The organism is Rhizobium sp. 007 (assembly GCF_015353075.1).
Taxonomy (GTDB): domain Bacteria; phylum Pseudomonadota; class Alphaproteobacteria; order Rhizobiales; family Rhizobiaceae; genus Rhizobium.
Genome location: NZ_CP064188.1, coordinates 1525854 through 1539115 on the forward strand (window position 1 = coordinate 1525854; position 13262 = coordinate 1539115).

Here is a 13262-nt window from a genome sequence, read left to right on the forward strand (position 1 = left end):
GTCAACACGCGCTCCGTTGATCGAAAACGGCTCCGGTTCGGAGTATAGGCCCACGGGTAAAACTTGCCATGCTTCTATCCGAGAAAATCAAAGATAAGGCGAACCCAGCCACAAGATCTTTTCAACAAGCCGCACCGGGAAAGGCCGCGACCACAGGCTCTCCAATGTCACCGGGGCTGCAGATTTCAGCATCTCGTCGATATGCTCGTCGATCTCCGCCGCAAACCCCTCGTTCAGAACTTCGAGATCCACCTCGAAATTCAACCTGAGCGAACGCGGATCAAGATTGGACGAACCGACATAGGTCCAGACGCCATCGACCGTCAGCAGCTTCGAGTGGCTGAAGCTGCCGGTCGAACGCCAGATGCGGCAGTAATTCTTGAGGATTTGGTCGAACTGTGCCGTCATCGCCCGGTCGACGAGGACAAGGTTGTTGACGGCCGGGACGATGATATCGACCTCGACGCCACGCCGTGCGGCTGTCGTCAGCGCGCTAATCAGCTCACGATCCGGCAGAAAATAGGGCGACATGATGCGGATCGATTGCCGCGCAACGGAAAAGGCACCCATCAGCATCTTGTGATTGGTCTCGACGCTGCGGTCCGGTCCGGAGGCGACGACGCGCATGAGGACCGGATCGCCGGGCTGGCGTTCAGGCGCTTCGATCCGCCACGCCTCTGCGTTCAGAACCTCGCCTGTCGTGAAGCGCCAGTCCTCGGCCGCGACATCAAAGAGATCGGCAACGACCGAACCCGTTACGGAGAAATGGGTATCGCGCGCAAAATCATCGCCCGTCATCGCCTGGCTGAAGCCCTGGCGTATATTCATGCCGCCCGTCAGTGCCACACGCCCGTCGACGATGATGATTTTCCGGTGCGTGCGGAGATTTGCATATGGCAACCGCAGGCCCATGATGACATTGCCGTTGAAGACTGAAACCGTCACCCCGCCATCGGCGAGATATCCGAGGATACTGGGCACCGAGTATCGAGCCCCGACGGCATCGATCAGCACGCGCACCTCAACGCCGCGTTTTGCCGCCGCAATCAGCGCATCGGCGATGCGCAGGCCGATCTTGTCGCGATCGAAAATATAAGTCTCAAGCAGAACGCTCCGCTCAGCCCCGTCGATCGCGGCCTTCATGGCTGCGTAGGCATCATCGCCCGTTTCCAGCATGTCGATCGAATTGCCGGTCGTCAGCGGATAGCGAGCGACGCGATCGCCGAGCGTTTGCAAAGCTGCAAAGCGCCGCCCATAATTGCTGATGATCATCTCCGGCTCCGCATCGAAACTTTCAAGCTCATCAAGGTCGGCTGCCGGCAGCAAGGCATCGCGGCGCAGGCTCAGGGATTTGCGGCGGATGCGGTTGATCCCGGCGATCGCGTAAAGTACCGCGCCGATAATCGGAGACAGGATGATGACGCCGACCCAGCCAATTGCGGCGCGTACCTCTTCCTTCGTCATGGCCGCATGGATTGCCGCGGCGGTCCCCATGCCAAGGGATATGACGAAAAGGATATGCGGCCAATAGGTCGATATGAGATAAAACATTGGAGGAAGATATAGCTGGAAAACGGCGGCGTTCAATTCGCCACCGCTCCCTCAAAACGTGAAAATTTCCGCGCTGCTAATTTACCAGCCGAGGATCGATCGCAAACACCACAGAACGGGCTGCAAGCTCGCCATCCCCCGGCTGAGCAGCGTTGCGGCCCAGGCGATTAAAGATTGCCGCACCGTCGAAAGCCGGCACGGCAAGCGGGGTGTCGGCGAGGTTCGCCCGAAGCTCCAGCGTGCTGGTACCGAAGGTCCAGTCGATTGCCAGCGCGCCATCGACGCTTTCGAATGCCGTGCTTGCGACGCGTTCCGGTTTCTTCAACAACGGCACGACATAGCTGTGCCGCAGGCCGACGAGCTCGCGTACATAGGTCTTCCAGCGTATGCCTTCGTCACTGTCGAACCGCTGCCATTGAAGCTTTGAATGCGCGAAGGTCGAGACTGCGTTCGGATCCGGCAAATCGTCCAGCGTCTTGCCTTCCTTCAGACCGCCGAAACCTTCCGCTTCCGCCGCCCGCCCTTTGCGGACAATCTCGCCAAGCTCGCCGGCGTAGTCGCTGAAGAAGTGGAACGGCTGCGTCTCGCCATATTCGTCCCCCATGAAGAGGAACGGGACCTGCGGCGAGAGAATCAAGATCGCGGCCAGCATCTCGACCATGTCGGGCCCTGCAAGGCTGACCAAGCGCTCGCCGAAGGCACGGTTACCAACTTGGTCGTGATTCTGGAGAAAGTTGATGAAGGCCTGCGGCGGGAGATAAACCCGCTCATCCTTCGGCACTTCAGGCGGATTGCCACGGTCTGGAAACACAAAGCCGTGCTGCATCGCGAGCTTCGTCTTTTCCCAGAGATCGGATGCAAAGGGCCGATAGTGGCCGTCGGTTTCGCCGGTCGCGATGATGTGAGCGACGTGATGGAAGTCATCGTTCCATTCCGCTGTAAAGGTCTTGACCCTTCCGCCGCCGTCCCGCTCGAGCAGGCTCACGAGATTGCGCTGATCCTCGACGATCAGATGCACCGCGCGATCGGCAAAGGCGTTGCCGACTTCCGCCGACAGCTGCTCGAGGATGTGCTGCTTCGACGTATCGCAAATCTGCTCCACCGCATCGAGCCGCAGGCCATCGAGCCGGAATTCACCGATCCAATAGAGCGCATTTTCGACGAAGTAGCGGCGTACCGGCTCCTGTCCGAAATCGATCGCCGCACCCCACGGCGTATTGCGATCGAAGCGGAAGAACTCGGGCGCATACCCGTGCAGGTAGTTTCCATCCGGGCCGAAATGGTTATAGACAACATCGAGCAGCACCATGAGGCCGTGGCCATGTGCTGCGTCGATGAATGCCTTGAAGTCGTCCGGCGTTCCGTATGCTGAATGCGGCGCATAGTGCAGGACGCCGTCATAGCCCCATCCGCGCGTGCCTGAAAATTGCGCGACGGGCATGACTTCGATTGCCGTATAGCCCATCTCGGCGAGATGGCCGAGTTTTTCGGCGGCCGCCTTGAAGGTGCCCTTCCCTGTGAAGGCGCCTATATGGATTTCGCTGATCACCGCCTCTTCCCAGGGCCTTCCCTTCCAGGCGTCATTCACCCACTGATAGGAAGGCTCCACGATCAGCGACGGACCGTGCACATCGCCGGCCTGCGCCCGAGAAGCAGGGTCGGGCACGGCGCTGCCATCTCCAAGAACGAAGGCATATGCGTCGCCCACCTTCGCCTCTGCAACCGTCTGCTCAAACCAGCCGCCGGCGGACCGGTTCATAAGCCTGTCTTTGCCGCAGGAACGGAGTGTCATCTCCTTTTGCCCCGGCGCCCAGATGCGAAAATCGACGCAGTTCGCCCCGATCTTAGGACCCCAGCTTTTTTGGCCTTGCGCGGCAGAGCCTTCTTTCGAAACGCGATGCATAAATTGCCCCTGACTGACATGAGTGCTTAAAACTCCTCTTCAAAGTCATGAAGGGCGCCACTTGTTCCCAGGCTGGAACAAACACCGCGTGGATCGGTTGCAGATGAAGACGAAAGAAGGAGGCCTCCATGACCATCGTGCCCAAATTCGGTCCGGCCTTCACACTTGAGAATGCAGAGGCCAAAGGCCTCGATCAATTGAAACGGCAGGCCGAGCACTGCACGCGTTGTGACCTTTACAAGAACGCCACCCAGCTCGTCTTCGGCGAAGGCCCGCCAACGGCCGAGATCGTGCTGGTTGGCGAGCAGCCCGGAGACAGGGAAGACCTGGCGGGCAAGCCCTTTGTCGGCCCCGCTGGACGCCTGCTCGATCAGTGTCTGGAAGAGGCGGGCCTCGACCGCTCCCGCTGCTACGTCACCAATGCCGTCAAGCACTTCAAATTCGAGCTGCGCGGCAAGCGCCGTATGCATTCCAAGCCAAATGCCGGAGAAATCCAGCGCTGCGCGTGGTGGCTCGGCGCCGAGCTCGATATTCTCCAGCCGAAACTCGTCGTTGCGCTGGGTGCCACAGCACTTTATTCGCTGCTCGGCCCTAAAGTGAAGGTCACCGACGAGCGGGGCCATGTTCTTCAGCCGGCAAACCATCCTCCGGTTCTGGTGACCATTCATCCTTCTTACCTTCTGCGCATTCGCGACGAGGAAGATGCCCGCGCGAACCGCGAGCATTTCGTGCAGGATCTGGCAAAGGCCGTAGCATTTCAGGTCGGTTGACCGGCATTGTATGCTGCAGTGCAAATAATATTTTGCATCGTGTCAAAATTCTTCTTGAATATCCCCGATTCCTCTGGAACCATCTCCCCAGTCTAGCGTTTGACTGCGGGATGATGTGACTGGAGATCAGCGATGACAGAAACTCGGGAAGAGTGGATTAAAAAACGTGCATACGCCCTCTGGGAAGAAGAGGGACATCCTACCGGACGAGATTCCATACATTGGGAGCAGGCAAAGAAAGAGCGTGAAAAGCTCGAAGGTTCTGCTGCGTCGAAGGACGGCAAGGAAGTCAAGACCAGGGGCAAACGCACCGCACCCCCCGGGACGAAAAGCAACGGCGCTGCAAAGCCGGCTCCGAAGCGTGCCGTCAGCCGCAAGTCTGCCTGAACGCATTCGATATTTAAGTTTCAAGATGCGGACGCTGCGCCAGCTGCGCCCGCAGCTGTTGTCATATGGTTGAATTACTTGCGCTTTAGGGTGTTTGTAACGCGTGGAACGTTCTGACGTGAGGATAGATCGGCCGAATGACCTTAAAGCGGTGTCCGCTTCAAAAAAAGGCTGCAAAACGGCCAGCAATGGCGGAACCAATTTTTTCGTCGGCTGTTAGTGGCGAAATGGGAGGCTTGCCATGAATAGGGGTTACTTCGACACCATTCTCGTTTCGCTTATCGTGGCGGGTTGCTACATTTTGATCGCGCCTTTGTGAGGGCGGAGATGCTGATTTTATCACTCGCCGCGGTTCTCTACCTCGTCCTTGCGCTCGGTCTCGTCGTCGCAATCGACAACATGGTTGGCCTTGTCTTCCGCGAAACCCGCTCGCAGTCCGGCCGCCTGTTTAATTTCGGCAAGGCATTGTCCGGTTTCCAACGGCTTTCTCGCAAATAGCACAGGCGAAAGTCCAGATCGGTAGCCTTGCTTCTTCCAACGTTAAGGTTATTTCCAAAATCCTCTTTCCGAACGCCCCAAGGTCTCTATTTTGCCGTTGGCAGATGGCCTGAATTCCCGAGCGAATTCGCCTCGTTGCGGTCCGATCATGAAGGCGGTTTGAATGACCCGGCGCGAAGACGGCGTTTGGCCGAAGGGTGGCGGAAATATCGGCGACATACTGCGCAATGCCGACTTCAGCGTTTCAGGCCTTGGGCCTGTGAAGGGCTGGCCTGTTTGCCTCAGGTATATTGTCGAAGTTATATTGAATTCGCGCCAGCCGAAATTCGTCGCCTGGGGGCCCGACCTTGCCTTCATCTACAACGACGCCTACGTGCCGATTTTCCCGGATCGTCATCCAAGCGCGCTGGGCAAACCCTTCACTGAAGTCTGGAGCGATATCTGGCCGCAATTCGAACCGATCGTCCATGCCACGCTCAAAGGCGAATCTCATATCTTCGAGGAATTGCTGATTCCGATGCGGCGGGACGGACGCACGGAGGACACCTGGTTCACCTTTTCCTATACGCCGCTTCGCGACGAAACAGGCGCAATTGGCGGTCTGCTTTGTGCGACCATGGAGGTTTCGGCGCAAGTCATCGCCAAGCGGCGCGAGCGTCACGCGCTTGAAGAGCTGCGGTCGAAATCCGACGCACTTTCGATCGTCAATGCAGCCGGTGCTGCAATCACGGCCGAACTCAATATCGACCGTTTGACACAGATTGCCGTTGATGCCGGCGTGGCACTGACGGGAGCGGAATTTGGCGCGTTCTTTTATAACGTCGATGACGGAGAAGGCGGAAGCTACATGCTCTACGCGCTTTCGGGCGTCGAGCGGAAGAACTTCGAAAAGTTTCCGATGCCGCGCAATACAAAGGTCTTCGCGCCGACCTTCAGCGGCGAAGGTGTCGTGCGTTCCGACGATATCCTGCTTGACCCCCGCTACGGGCACAACGCTCCTTATGCCGGCATGCCAAACGGCCATCTGCCGGTACGAAGTTATCTCGCAGTGCCGGTAAAATCCCGCAGCGGGGCAGTCATCGGCGGCCTCTTTTTCGGCCACGCGCAGCCCGGCCGCTTCACCGGCGCGGCGGAGGCGAGTCTTGTCAGCCTTGCCGGTCAGGCGGCTGTCGCAATCGACAATGCCCGGCTGCTGCACGCTGCCGACATGGAGATCGCCCGGCGCAGCAGCATCGAAAGCCAACTGCGTAGACTCAACGAAACGCTGGAACTGCGCGTTGCCAATGAGATCGCCGAGCGCCAACAGGCCGAGGCTGCCCTCCAGCAATCACAGAAAATGGAGTCGATTGGCAAGCTCACGGGCGGTGTCGCCCATGATTTCAACAATCTGCTGCAGGTCATCTCGGGCAATCTCCAACTCCTGGGAAAGGACGTCCCGAACGATGGTCGCGCCAAGGAGCGGATTTCAAACGCGCTTGCCGCCGTGGAGCGGGGCTCACGGCTGGCAAACCATCTGCTCGCCTTCGGCCGCCGTCAGGCGCTGGAGCCGAAGGTCATCAATATGGGCCGTCTCGTGACCGGCATGGATGATATGCTTCGCCGCGCGCTGGGCGAGGAGGTCGAAATCGAGACCATGGTTTCCGGTGGCCTCTGGAACACCTTTGCCGATCCGGTCCAGATTGAAAATGCGGTTCTCAACCTCACCATCAATTCGCGGGACGCGATGGAAGGATCCGGTAAGCTGACAATCGAGGTGGGTAATGCATTTCTCGACGATTCCTATTGCCGGATCCATCCGGAAGTGACTGCTGGTCAGTATGTCGTGCTCGCCGTTACCGATAGCGGGTGCGGGATGCCTCCGGAGGTCATGGTGCAGGCCTTCGAGCCCTTCTTCACCACCAAGCCCGAAGGCAGGGGCACTGGCCTCGGGCTTTCGATGGTCTACGGCTTCGTCAAGCAATCCGGCGGGCATGTGAAGATCTACAGCGAGGTTGGAGAAGGAACGACGATCAAGCTCTATCTGCCTCGCTCGTTCCAGACCGAGGACCGCGTGGCCAGCAACGAAGCACCACCATCGGTCGGCGGCACGGAAACCATCCTCGTCGCGGAGGACGACGAGGGCGTGCGGGCCACCGTCGTCGAGATGCTGACCGATCTCGGCTATTACGTGTTGAAGGCCCGCGATGCGCAGAGCGCACTCACCGTCATCGAAAGCGGTGCGCATATCGATATGCTATTTACGGACGTCGTCATGCCAGGTCCGTTGAAGAGCCCCGAGCTCGCGCGCATGGCGCGCCAACGCCTGCCGAACATCGCAGTTCTCTATACCTCCGGCTATGCGGAAAACTCGATCGTCCATGACGGCCGCCTCGATCCCGGCCTCGAACTTCTCTCCAAGCCCTATACGCGAGAGGCGCTTGCGCGGAAGATCCGCCTGGTGCTTGCCCACAACGCCCAACGCCTCCATGCCCCGGCCGGACCGGCCGACATCCCAGGTACCACGCCGCCGGAGATCATGCATGCCAAACTCAAGCTGTTGCTGGTGGAGGACGATGCATTCATCCGTATGGACACGACGGAAATACTTCACGACCTGGGTTATGAGGTGATCGATGTCGAAAGCGGGGAACAGGGTGTCGAGATCCTGGTGCATACAAAGATCGATATCATCGTCGTCGATGTCGGCTTGCCGGGCATGTCTGGCCCCGCCTTCGCTGCCAAGGCAAGAGAAGTACTACCATCCGTTGGGTTGGTATTTGCCACAGGAAACAGCCAGCTTCCGGACGCCAGCCGTTTCTCCGGCTCGGTCCTGCTGTCGAAACCCTTCAGCAGCAGAGCCCTCGACCTGGCGGTGAAGACCGCGGCTGAGCAAAGGCCGATCGCTTAGCTGCACCAAGCACGCTCCTCCTGCGTCAAAATCCAGGCATGACTCCGGAACTTTTTGCAGTGCCTCGCGGTTCAATCTCTTTGCAAACAAGAGGAGGAAAATATGCCAAGAGGTGACAAATCCACCTATACGGGCAAGCAGAAACGCAAGGCAGAGCACATCGAGGAAGGCTACGAGGGACGTGGCGTTTCCGAGAAAGAGGCAGAGCGCCGGGCCTGGGCTACCGTCAACAAGGAAAGCGGCGGCGGCAACAAGTCCGGTTCGGGTCGCGGAAAGAAAGACACGCACGAAGCCTCTGAAAAAGGCGGCCGCAAAGGCGGCGCGGCATCGGCATCCCGCACCGCAGCCGAGCGTTCGGCATCCGCCAAGAAGGCAGCCGCGACGCGCAAGCGCCACGAACATCAAGCCCATCACTGATCTTTGGAATGGCCCGCCAAAGTGCGCCGTTCCTGATCGAGGAGGTTCTGATGACCAAGGCGAAAAGGAAATGGTCGCAAGAGGCGACGCCATGGACCTCAAGGAAAGCGTTTTCAAATCCGACGATCCGAAGAAGATCGTCGCTTCGATCAAACACTCCGCGGTGGCGAGCCGCCGCCGAAAATCGAGCCCCTTTCGCTCGGCCATGTCGATGCTGAGCTTCTATATCAACCGCGCCGGCGACCAGTTGACGAAGAAGAAAAAGAACACACTTGAACAAGCAAAGGATGAACTGCGAAAAGATTTCGGTCGCAAAACCAAGCGTTGAGGGAATGGATGGCATACGAGCTTTATTACTGGGACGGCATCCAGGGACGGGGGGAATTCGTCCGCCTGTCGCTGGAGGAGGCGGGCGCCGAGTATGTCGACGTCGCGCGCGAATCCGGTAGCGGCCGGGGAACCAGCGCAATGATGAGCCTCATGCGGAGCGGCTCAGAACCGCATATCCCGTTTGCGCCTCCCTTTTTGAAAGATGGCGACCTTATCATGCCGCACGTCGCCAATATCCTGCTTTATCTCGGGCCGAAGCTTGGCCTGGCGCCTAAGGAGGAAGGCTTGCGCTACGTGTTGAACGGCTTGCAACTCACGATTACCGATTTCGTCGCTGAGGTGCATGACTCGCACCATCCGATCGCCACCTCGCTCTACTACGAAGATCAGAAGGACGAGGCAAAGGCGCGCTCGGCCGAATTTATCAAGGAGCGCATCCCGAAATACCTCGGTTATTTCGAACGCGTGCTTCAGCAGAACCCGCAAGGCCCGCAACATATCCTCGGCGATGCGCTTACCTATGTCGACCTTTCGCTCTTTCAGATCATTGAGGGCCTGAACTATGCCTTCCCCAAGGGCATGGCAGGTTATCGGGCGAGATACCCGGCGCTATCGGCCCTGCATGATGCAGTGGCCAGGCGCCCGAACATCGCCGCCTACCTGAAATCGGAGCGGCGCATCGCTTTCAACGAGGATGGCATCTTCCGGCACTATCCGGAACTCGACAAGGCGGCTTAAGGAGACGGCCATGGCGCGGCAGACTTTCTGGAAAGGCTATCTCAAGCTGTCGCTCGTCACGGCGTCAGTCTCGCTGACGCCGGCCACGACCGAGAGCAACAAGGTCCGCTTCCATGTTCTCAATCGCAAGACCAGCAACCGGGTCGAAAGCCGCTATGTCGACAGCGTCACCCATAAGGCCGTGTCCGCAAAGGAACAGGTCAAGGGTTATCCGAAGGGCGAGGACGATTACGTCATCCTCGAAGACGACGAGATCGAGGAGGTCGGGCTCGAAAGCACCCGTACCATCGACATCGACACGTTCGTGCCGCGCGGCTCGATCGACTGGATCTGGTACGACAAGCCGCATTTTCTGGCGCCGGAGGATAAGGTCGGTACAGAGGCCTTCTGCGTCATTCGCGAAGCGATGAGGGCAAACAACGTGGTCGGCATCGCAAGGCTGGTGCTTTATCGCCGTGAAAGGGCGGTGCTTCTCGAGCCTCAAGGCAAGGGCATCATTCTCTGGACGTTGCATTACGGCAACGAGGTCCGAGAGCCGGTCGCGCACCTGGATATCGACACCAAAGTCGACAACAAGGTGCTCGCCATGATGAAGCGCCTTGTCAAGGAAGAGACGAAAGAGTGGAATGTCTCTATGGTGCAGGATCCGATTCAGAAGCGGCTGAAAACAATGATCCGCAACAAGACGAAGAGCCTCAAGCAGGCTGCGCCCGCAAAGAAACGGCCCGCTGTCAAATCGACCGGCAATGTCATCAACATCATGGACGCCCTGAAGAAGAGCTTGGCCGCCGAAGGCGAAAAACCGAGGTCGCCAAGATCTCACTGAGGGCAGCGGCCATTTCCGGCCCCAAATCGTCGTAAACGGAACGGCGCGCCCGCCATTCTGCACTAATCTGTTCGAAGCAGCCGGCATGGAGAGGAGCCATGCTCGGTTGGTCACATTTTCAACGGAGGAGATGAAAATGAGCAAGAACCGAGGCGTCGTCTATTTGCGGCCCGGCAAGGTCGAGGTCCGCGACATCGACGATCCGAAACTGGAAGCGCCGGATGGCCGCCGCATCGAGCATGGCGTCATCCTGAAGGTAATCTCCACCAATATCTGCGGCTCCGACCAGCATATGGTCCGCGGCCGCACGACAGCCATGCCCGGTCTCGTTCTCGGCCACGAAATTACCGGTGAGATCATCGAGAAGGGCGTCGATGTCGAAATGCTGAGCATCGGCGATATCGTTTCCGTGCCCTTCAACGTTGCCTGCGGCCGCTGCCGCTGCTGCAAAGCCCAGGACACCGGCGTCTGCCTGACGGTCAACCCTTCGCGCGCTGGCGGGGCTTATGGCTATGTCGACATGGGCGGGTGGATCGGCGGCCAAGCCCGCTACGTCATGATCCCCTACGCCGATTTCAATCTGCTGAAACTTCCCGATCGCGACAAGGCAATGGCGAAGATCCGCGATCTCACCATGCTTTCCGATATCCTTCCGACGGGTTTCCACGGCGCAGTGCGCGCCGGCGTCGGCGTCGGCTCGACGGTCTATGTCGCAGGCGCCGGTCCGGTCGGCATGGCCGCTGCCGCTTCTGCCCGCATCCTCGGTGCGGCCGTCGTCATGATCGGCGATTTCAACAAGGATCGTTTGGCCCATGCCGCCAAGGTTGGCTTTGAACCGATCGACCTTTCCAAGAGCGACCGCCTCGGCGACATGATTGCTCAGGTCGTCGGCACCAATGAGGTGGACAGCGCCATCGACGCCGTCGGCTTCGAAGCCCGCGGTCATTCGGGCGGCGAGCAGCCGGCAATCGTGCTCAACCAGATGATGGAGATCACCCGTGCGGCCGGTTCGATCGGAATTCCGGGCCTCTACGTCACCGAAGATCCAGGCGCCGTCGACAATGCCGCAAAACACGGCAACCTCTCGCTCCGTTTCGGCCTCGGCTGGGCAAAGGCCCAATCCTTCCACACCGGCCAAACGCCTGTCCTGAAATACAATCGTCAGCTGATGCAGGCGATCCTCCACGACCGCCTACCGATTGCCGACATCGTCAATGCCAAGGTGATCTCACTGGAGGAAGCTGCGCAAGGCTATGAGAGCTTCGACCAGGGAGCCGCCACCAAATTCGTGCTCGACCCGCACGGCGAAGTTGCGAAGGCAGCCTAGTTGCTGGAAGCAACGCATTGTCAGTCTCTCCTCCACGGGAGAGGCTGACGGCAGGCCACTGCCAGGCGCTAACGCTTCTTCTTTTTCTCAAGCGGCTTTGCTGCCGCAAAGAACCCGTCCCACGGGTCTTTCGGCAGCGCGTCGAGCCGCGGCGGCGTGTTCTCGATGGTGAAATAGGCCGGGCCGAGGTCGGCGGTGAGTTCGGTCCATTCCAGCGGCATCGAGACGGCCGCTCCCGGCCGGGCACGCGTCGAATAGGCGGCGACTGCGGTGTTGCCGCGGCCATTGCGCAGGTAGTCGATGAAGATCTTGCCGGTGCGTTCGGCTTTCGTCGCCTTTGCGATGTAGCGGTCCGGGCTTTCTGCGGCCATGGTGTCCGCCAGCCGTTTCGCAAAGGCCTTCACCTCCGCCCAACCTGCTTTTGGCTTCAGTGGCGTGACCACATGCAGGCCCTTGCCGCCGGAGGTCTTGACGAAGCCGGCAAGTCCTTCGGCCTCCAGGCGCTCTTTGATCTCGCGGGCGGCAGCGATGATACTATCCCACGCAACCTCGCCGCCCGGATCGAGGTCCATGGTTATCATGTCCGGTTTTTCCCAATTGTCCGTCGTCGCGCCCCAGGGATGAATTTCGAGCACAGCCGATTGCACGAGGGCCACCAAACCATCGAAATCGGCAATGCGCAGCAACTTTTCTCCGCCCCTGTCCTTCGGATCCGTGATCTGTTCGATATTCTCGTTCATGCCCTTCCAGGCGTGTTTCTGGAAGAAACGCTGATGTCCTTCAATGCCGTCTGGCAGACGCAGCAGAGCCAAAGGACGATTGACCACGTAAGGCTCCATGAAGCGCCAGACCTGCGCGTAATAATTGGCAAGTCCTTCCTTGGTAACGCCTTCATCCGGCCAGTAAATGCGATCCGGATGGGTCAGCGTCACTTGCGATTTCGGCAGGCTTTTTGCGGTCGTCTTATCCATCTCGCGCACCACGTCCTTCGCCAGTTTGTCCTCGCGCAAACCGCGGAAAGCGGCATGCCGCAGGTTACCATCGGCGGACCACGCGCGAAATTCCACCTCCGCGACAAGCTCCGGCTTCACATAAATAAGCCCGCGCCGTTCCTCCGACGTCAGCTTACCGTCAAAACAACTCCCCTTCTCTTCGATTTTGGAAAGCCGCTCATAGAGATCCTGGGCCACCGTGGCTGTGTAGCCGGTGCCGACACGTCCGACATGCTTCAGCTTGCCATTATCATAGTAACCCATCGCCAACGAGCCGATCGCATTCTTCATGGAGGTCGATGGCACATAACCACCAATGACAAGCTCCTGTCGGTGCGAGCACTTGGCCTTGATCCAATCGCCATTGCGGCCGGACGTATTCGAAATCGCCGTAGGAAAGGGGGTGATCCTCCACGTGGACGGCGAGACGCTTGTCCTCCGGATTGAGGCTTGGTCCCCGGGTCACGGCCCAGCTTTTCAGGACCCCGTCTATCTCCAGCCGGTAGTCATAATGCAGCCGCGTGGCATCGTGCTTTTGAGTGACAAAACTGTTTCTAAGACTGCGGCCTTTGGCGTCACGCGGTTCAGGGGTGATCCTGAAGTTGCGTTTTGCCTGATAGGTCTCGAGCGCCATGG

General features: G+C 59.0%; 11 protein-coding genes and 1 pseudogene. 9 read left to right on the forward strand and 3 right to left on the reverse strand.

Features of this window, described 5'->3' with window-relative positions:
* Positions 1-87: 87 nt before the first annotated feature.
* A complete protein-coding gene (locus ISN39_RS28335; RefSeq protein ID WP_194731960.1) occupies positions 88-1551 on the reverse strand; it encodes a phospholipase D-like domain-containing protein in 1464 nt (487 codons plus the stop codon).
* A gap of 76 nt (positions 1552-1627) precedes the next feature.
* Positions 1628-3454 (reverse strand): malto-oligosyltrehalose trehalohydrolase, encoded by a 1827-nt coding sequence (treZ, locus tag ISN39_RS28340; RefSeq protein WP_194731342.1) that lies wholly within the window; start codon positions 3452-3454, stop codon positions 1628-1630.
* 128 nt (positions 3455-3582) lie between these two features.
* Here treZ and ISN39_RS28345 point away from each other — a divergent pair, with 128 nt between their 5' ends.
* From ISN39_RS28345 to fdhA, 9 genes are all read left to right on the forward strand, one after another.
* Positions 3583-4224, forward strand: a complete 642-nt coding sequence (locus tag ISN39_RS28345; protein ID WP_194731343.1) for a UdgX family uracil-DNA binding protein — start codon at positions 3583-3585, stop codon at positions 4222-4224.
* A 132-nt stretch (positions 4225-4356) separates the two neighbouring features.
* Positions 4357-4611, forward strand: coding sequence for a DUF2934 domain-containing protein (locus ISN39_RS28350; protein WP_040115247.1), 255 nt, complete (start codon positions 4357-4359; stop codon positions 4609-4611).
* A gap of 327 nt (positions 4612-4938) precedes the next feature.
* Positions 4939-5109: a hypothetical protein gene (locus ISN39_RS28355; protein WP_194731344.1), complete on the forward strand. Its 171-nt coding sequence runs from the start codon at positions 4939-4941 to the stop codon at positions 5107-5109.
* A 163-nt stretch (positions 5110-5272) separates the two neighbouring features.
* Positions 5273-7996 carry a response regulator gene (locus ISN39_RS28360; RefSeq protein ID WP_194731345.1) on the forward strand — a complete coding sequence of 908 codons (2724 nt, stop codon included), beginning with the start codon at positions 5273-5275 and terminating at the stop codon, positions 7994-7996.
* A 102-nt stretch (positions 7997-8098) separates the two neighbouring features.
* A complete protein-coding gene (locus tag ISN39_RS28365) occupies positions 8099-8413 on the forward strand; it encodes a plasmid stabilization protein (protein ID WP_194731346.1) in 315 nt (104 codons plus the stop codon).
* 70 nt (positions 8414-8483) lie between these two features.
* A complete protein-coding gene (locus tag ISN39_RS28370; RefSeq protein WP_348651992.1) occupies positions 8484-8741 on the forward strand; it encodes a DUF3175 domain-containing protein in 258 nt (85 codons plus the stop codon).
* Between the two features lie 8 nt (positions 8742-8749).
* Complete coding sequence (locus ISN39_RS28375; RefSeq protein ID WP_194731348.1) at positions 8750-9481, forward strand: glutathione S-transferase; 732 nt, start codon at positions 8750-8752, stop codon at positions 9479-9481.
* Between the two features lie 10 nt (positions 9482-9491).
* Positions 9492-10307, forward strand: coding sequence for a Ku protein (locus ISN39_RS28380; protein WP_194731349.1), 816 nt, complete (start codon positions 9492-9494; stop codon positions 10305-10307).
* Between the two features lie 136 nt (positions 10308-10443).
* On the forward strand, positions 10444-11634 hold the full coding sequence (fdhA, locus tag ISN39_RS28385) for a formaldehyde dehydrogenase, glutathione-independent (protein ID WP_074071636.1): 1191 nt from the start codon (positions 10444-10446) through the stop codon (positions 11632-11634).
* Between the two features lie 68 nt (positions 11635-11702).
* On the opposite strand, the pseudogene ligD reads toward fdhA, so the two are convergent.
* A pseudogene (gene ligD, locus ISN39_RS28390) lies at positions 11703-13260 on the reverse strand (DNA ligase D).
* Positions 13261-13262 lie beyond the last annotated feature (2 nt).

Coding starts and splice junctions, on each gene's coding strand:
- ISN39_RS28335 (WP_194731960.1), bottom strand. CDS start 1,551: ATGTTTTATCTCATATCGACCTATTGGCCGCATATCCTTTTCGTCATA.
- treZ (WP_194731342.1), bottom strand. CDS start 3,454: ATGCATCGCGTTTCGAAAGAAGGCTCTGCCGCGCAAGGCCAAAAAAGC.
- ISN39_RS28345 (WP_194731343.1), top strand. CDS start 3,583: ATGACCATCGTGCCCAAATTCGGTCCGGCCTTCACACTTGAGAATGCA.
- ISN39_RS28350 (WP_040115247.1), top strand. CDS start 4,357: ATGACAGAAACTCGGGAAGAGTGGATTAAAAAACGTGCATACGCCCTC.
- ISN39_RS28355 (WP_194731344.1), top strand. CDS start 4,939: ATGCTGATTTTATCACTCGCCGCGGTTCTCTACCTCGTCCTTGCGCTC.
- ISN39_RS28360 (WP_194731345.1), top strand. CDS start 5,273: ATGACCCGGCGCGAAGACGGCGTTTGGCCGAAGGGTGGCGGAAATATC.
- ISN39_RS28365 (WP_194731346.1), top strand. CDS start 8,099: ATGCCAAGAGGTGACAAATCCACCTATACGGGCAAGCAGAAACGCAAG.
- ISN39_RS28370 (WP_348651992.1), top strand. CDS start 8,484: ATGGTCGCAAGAGGCGACGCCATGGACCTCAAGGAAAGCGTTTTCAAA.
- ISN39_RS28375 (WP_194731348.1), top strand. CDS start 8,750: ATGGCATACGAGCTTTATTACTGGGACGGCATCCAGGGACGGGGGGAA.
- ISN39_RS28380 (WP_194731349.1), top strand. CDS start 9,492: ATGGCGCGGCAGACTTTCTGGAAAGGCTATCTCAAGCTGTCGCTCGTC.
- fdhA (WP_074071636.1), top strand. CDS start 10,444: ATGAGCAAGAACCGAGGCGTCGTCTATTTGCGGCCCGGCAAGGTCGAG.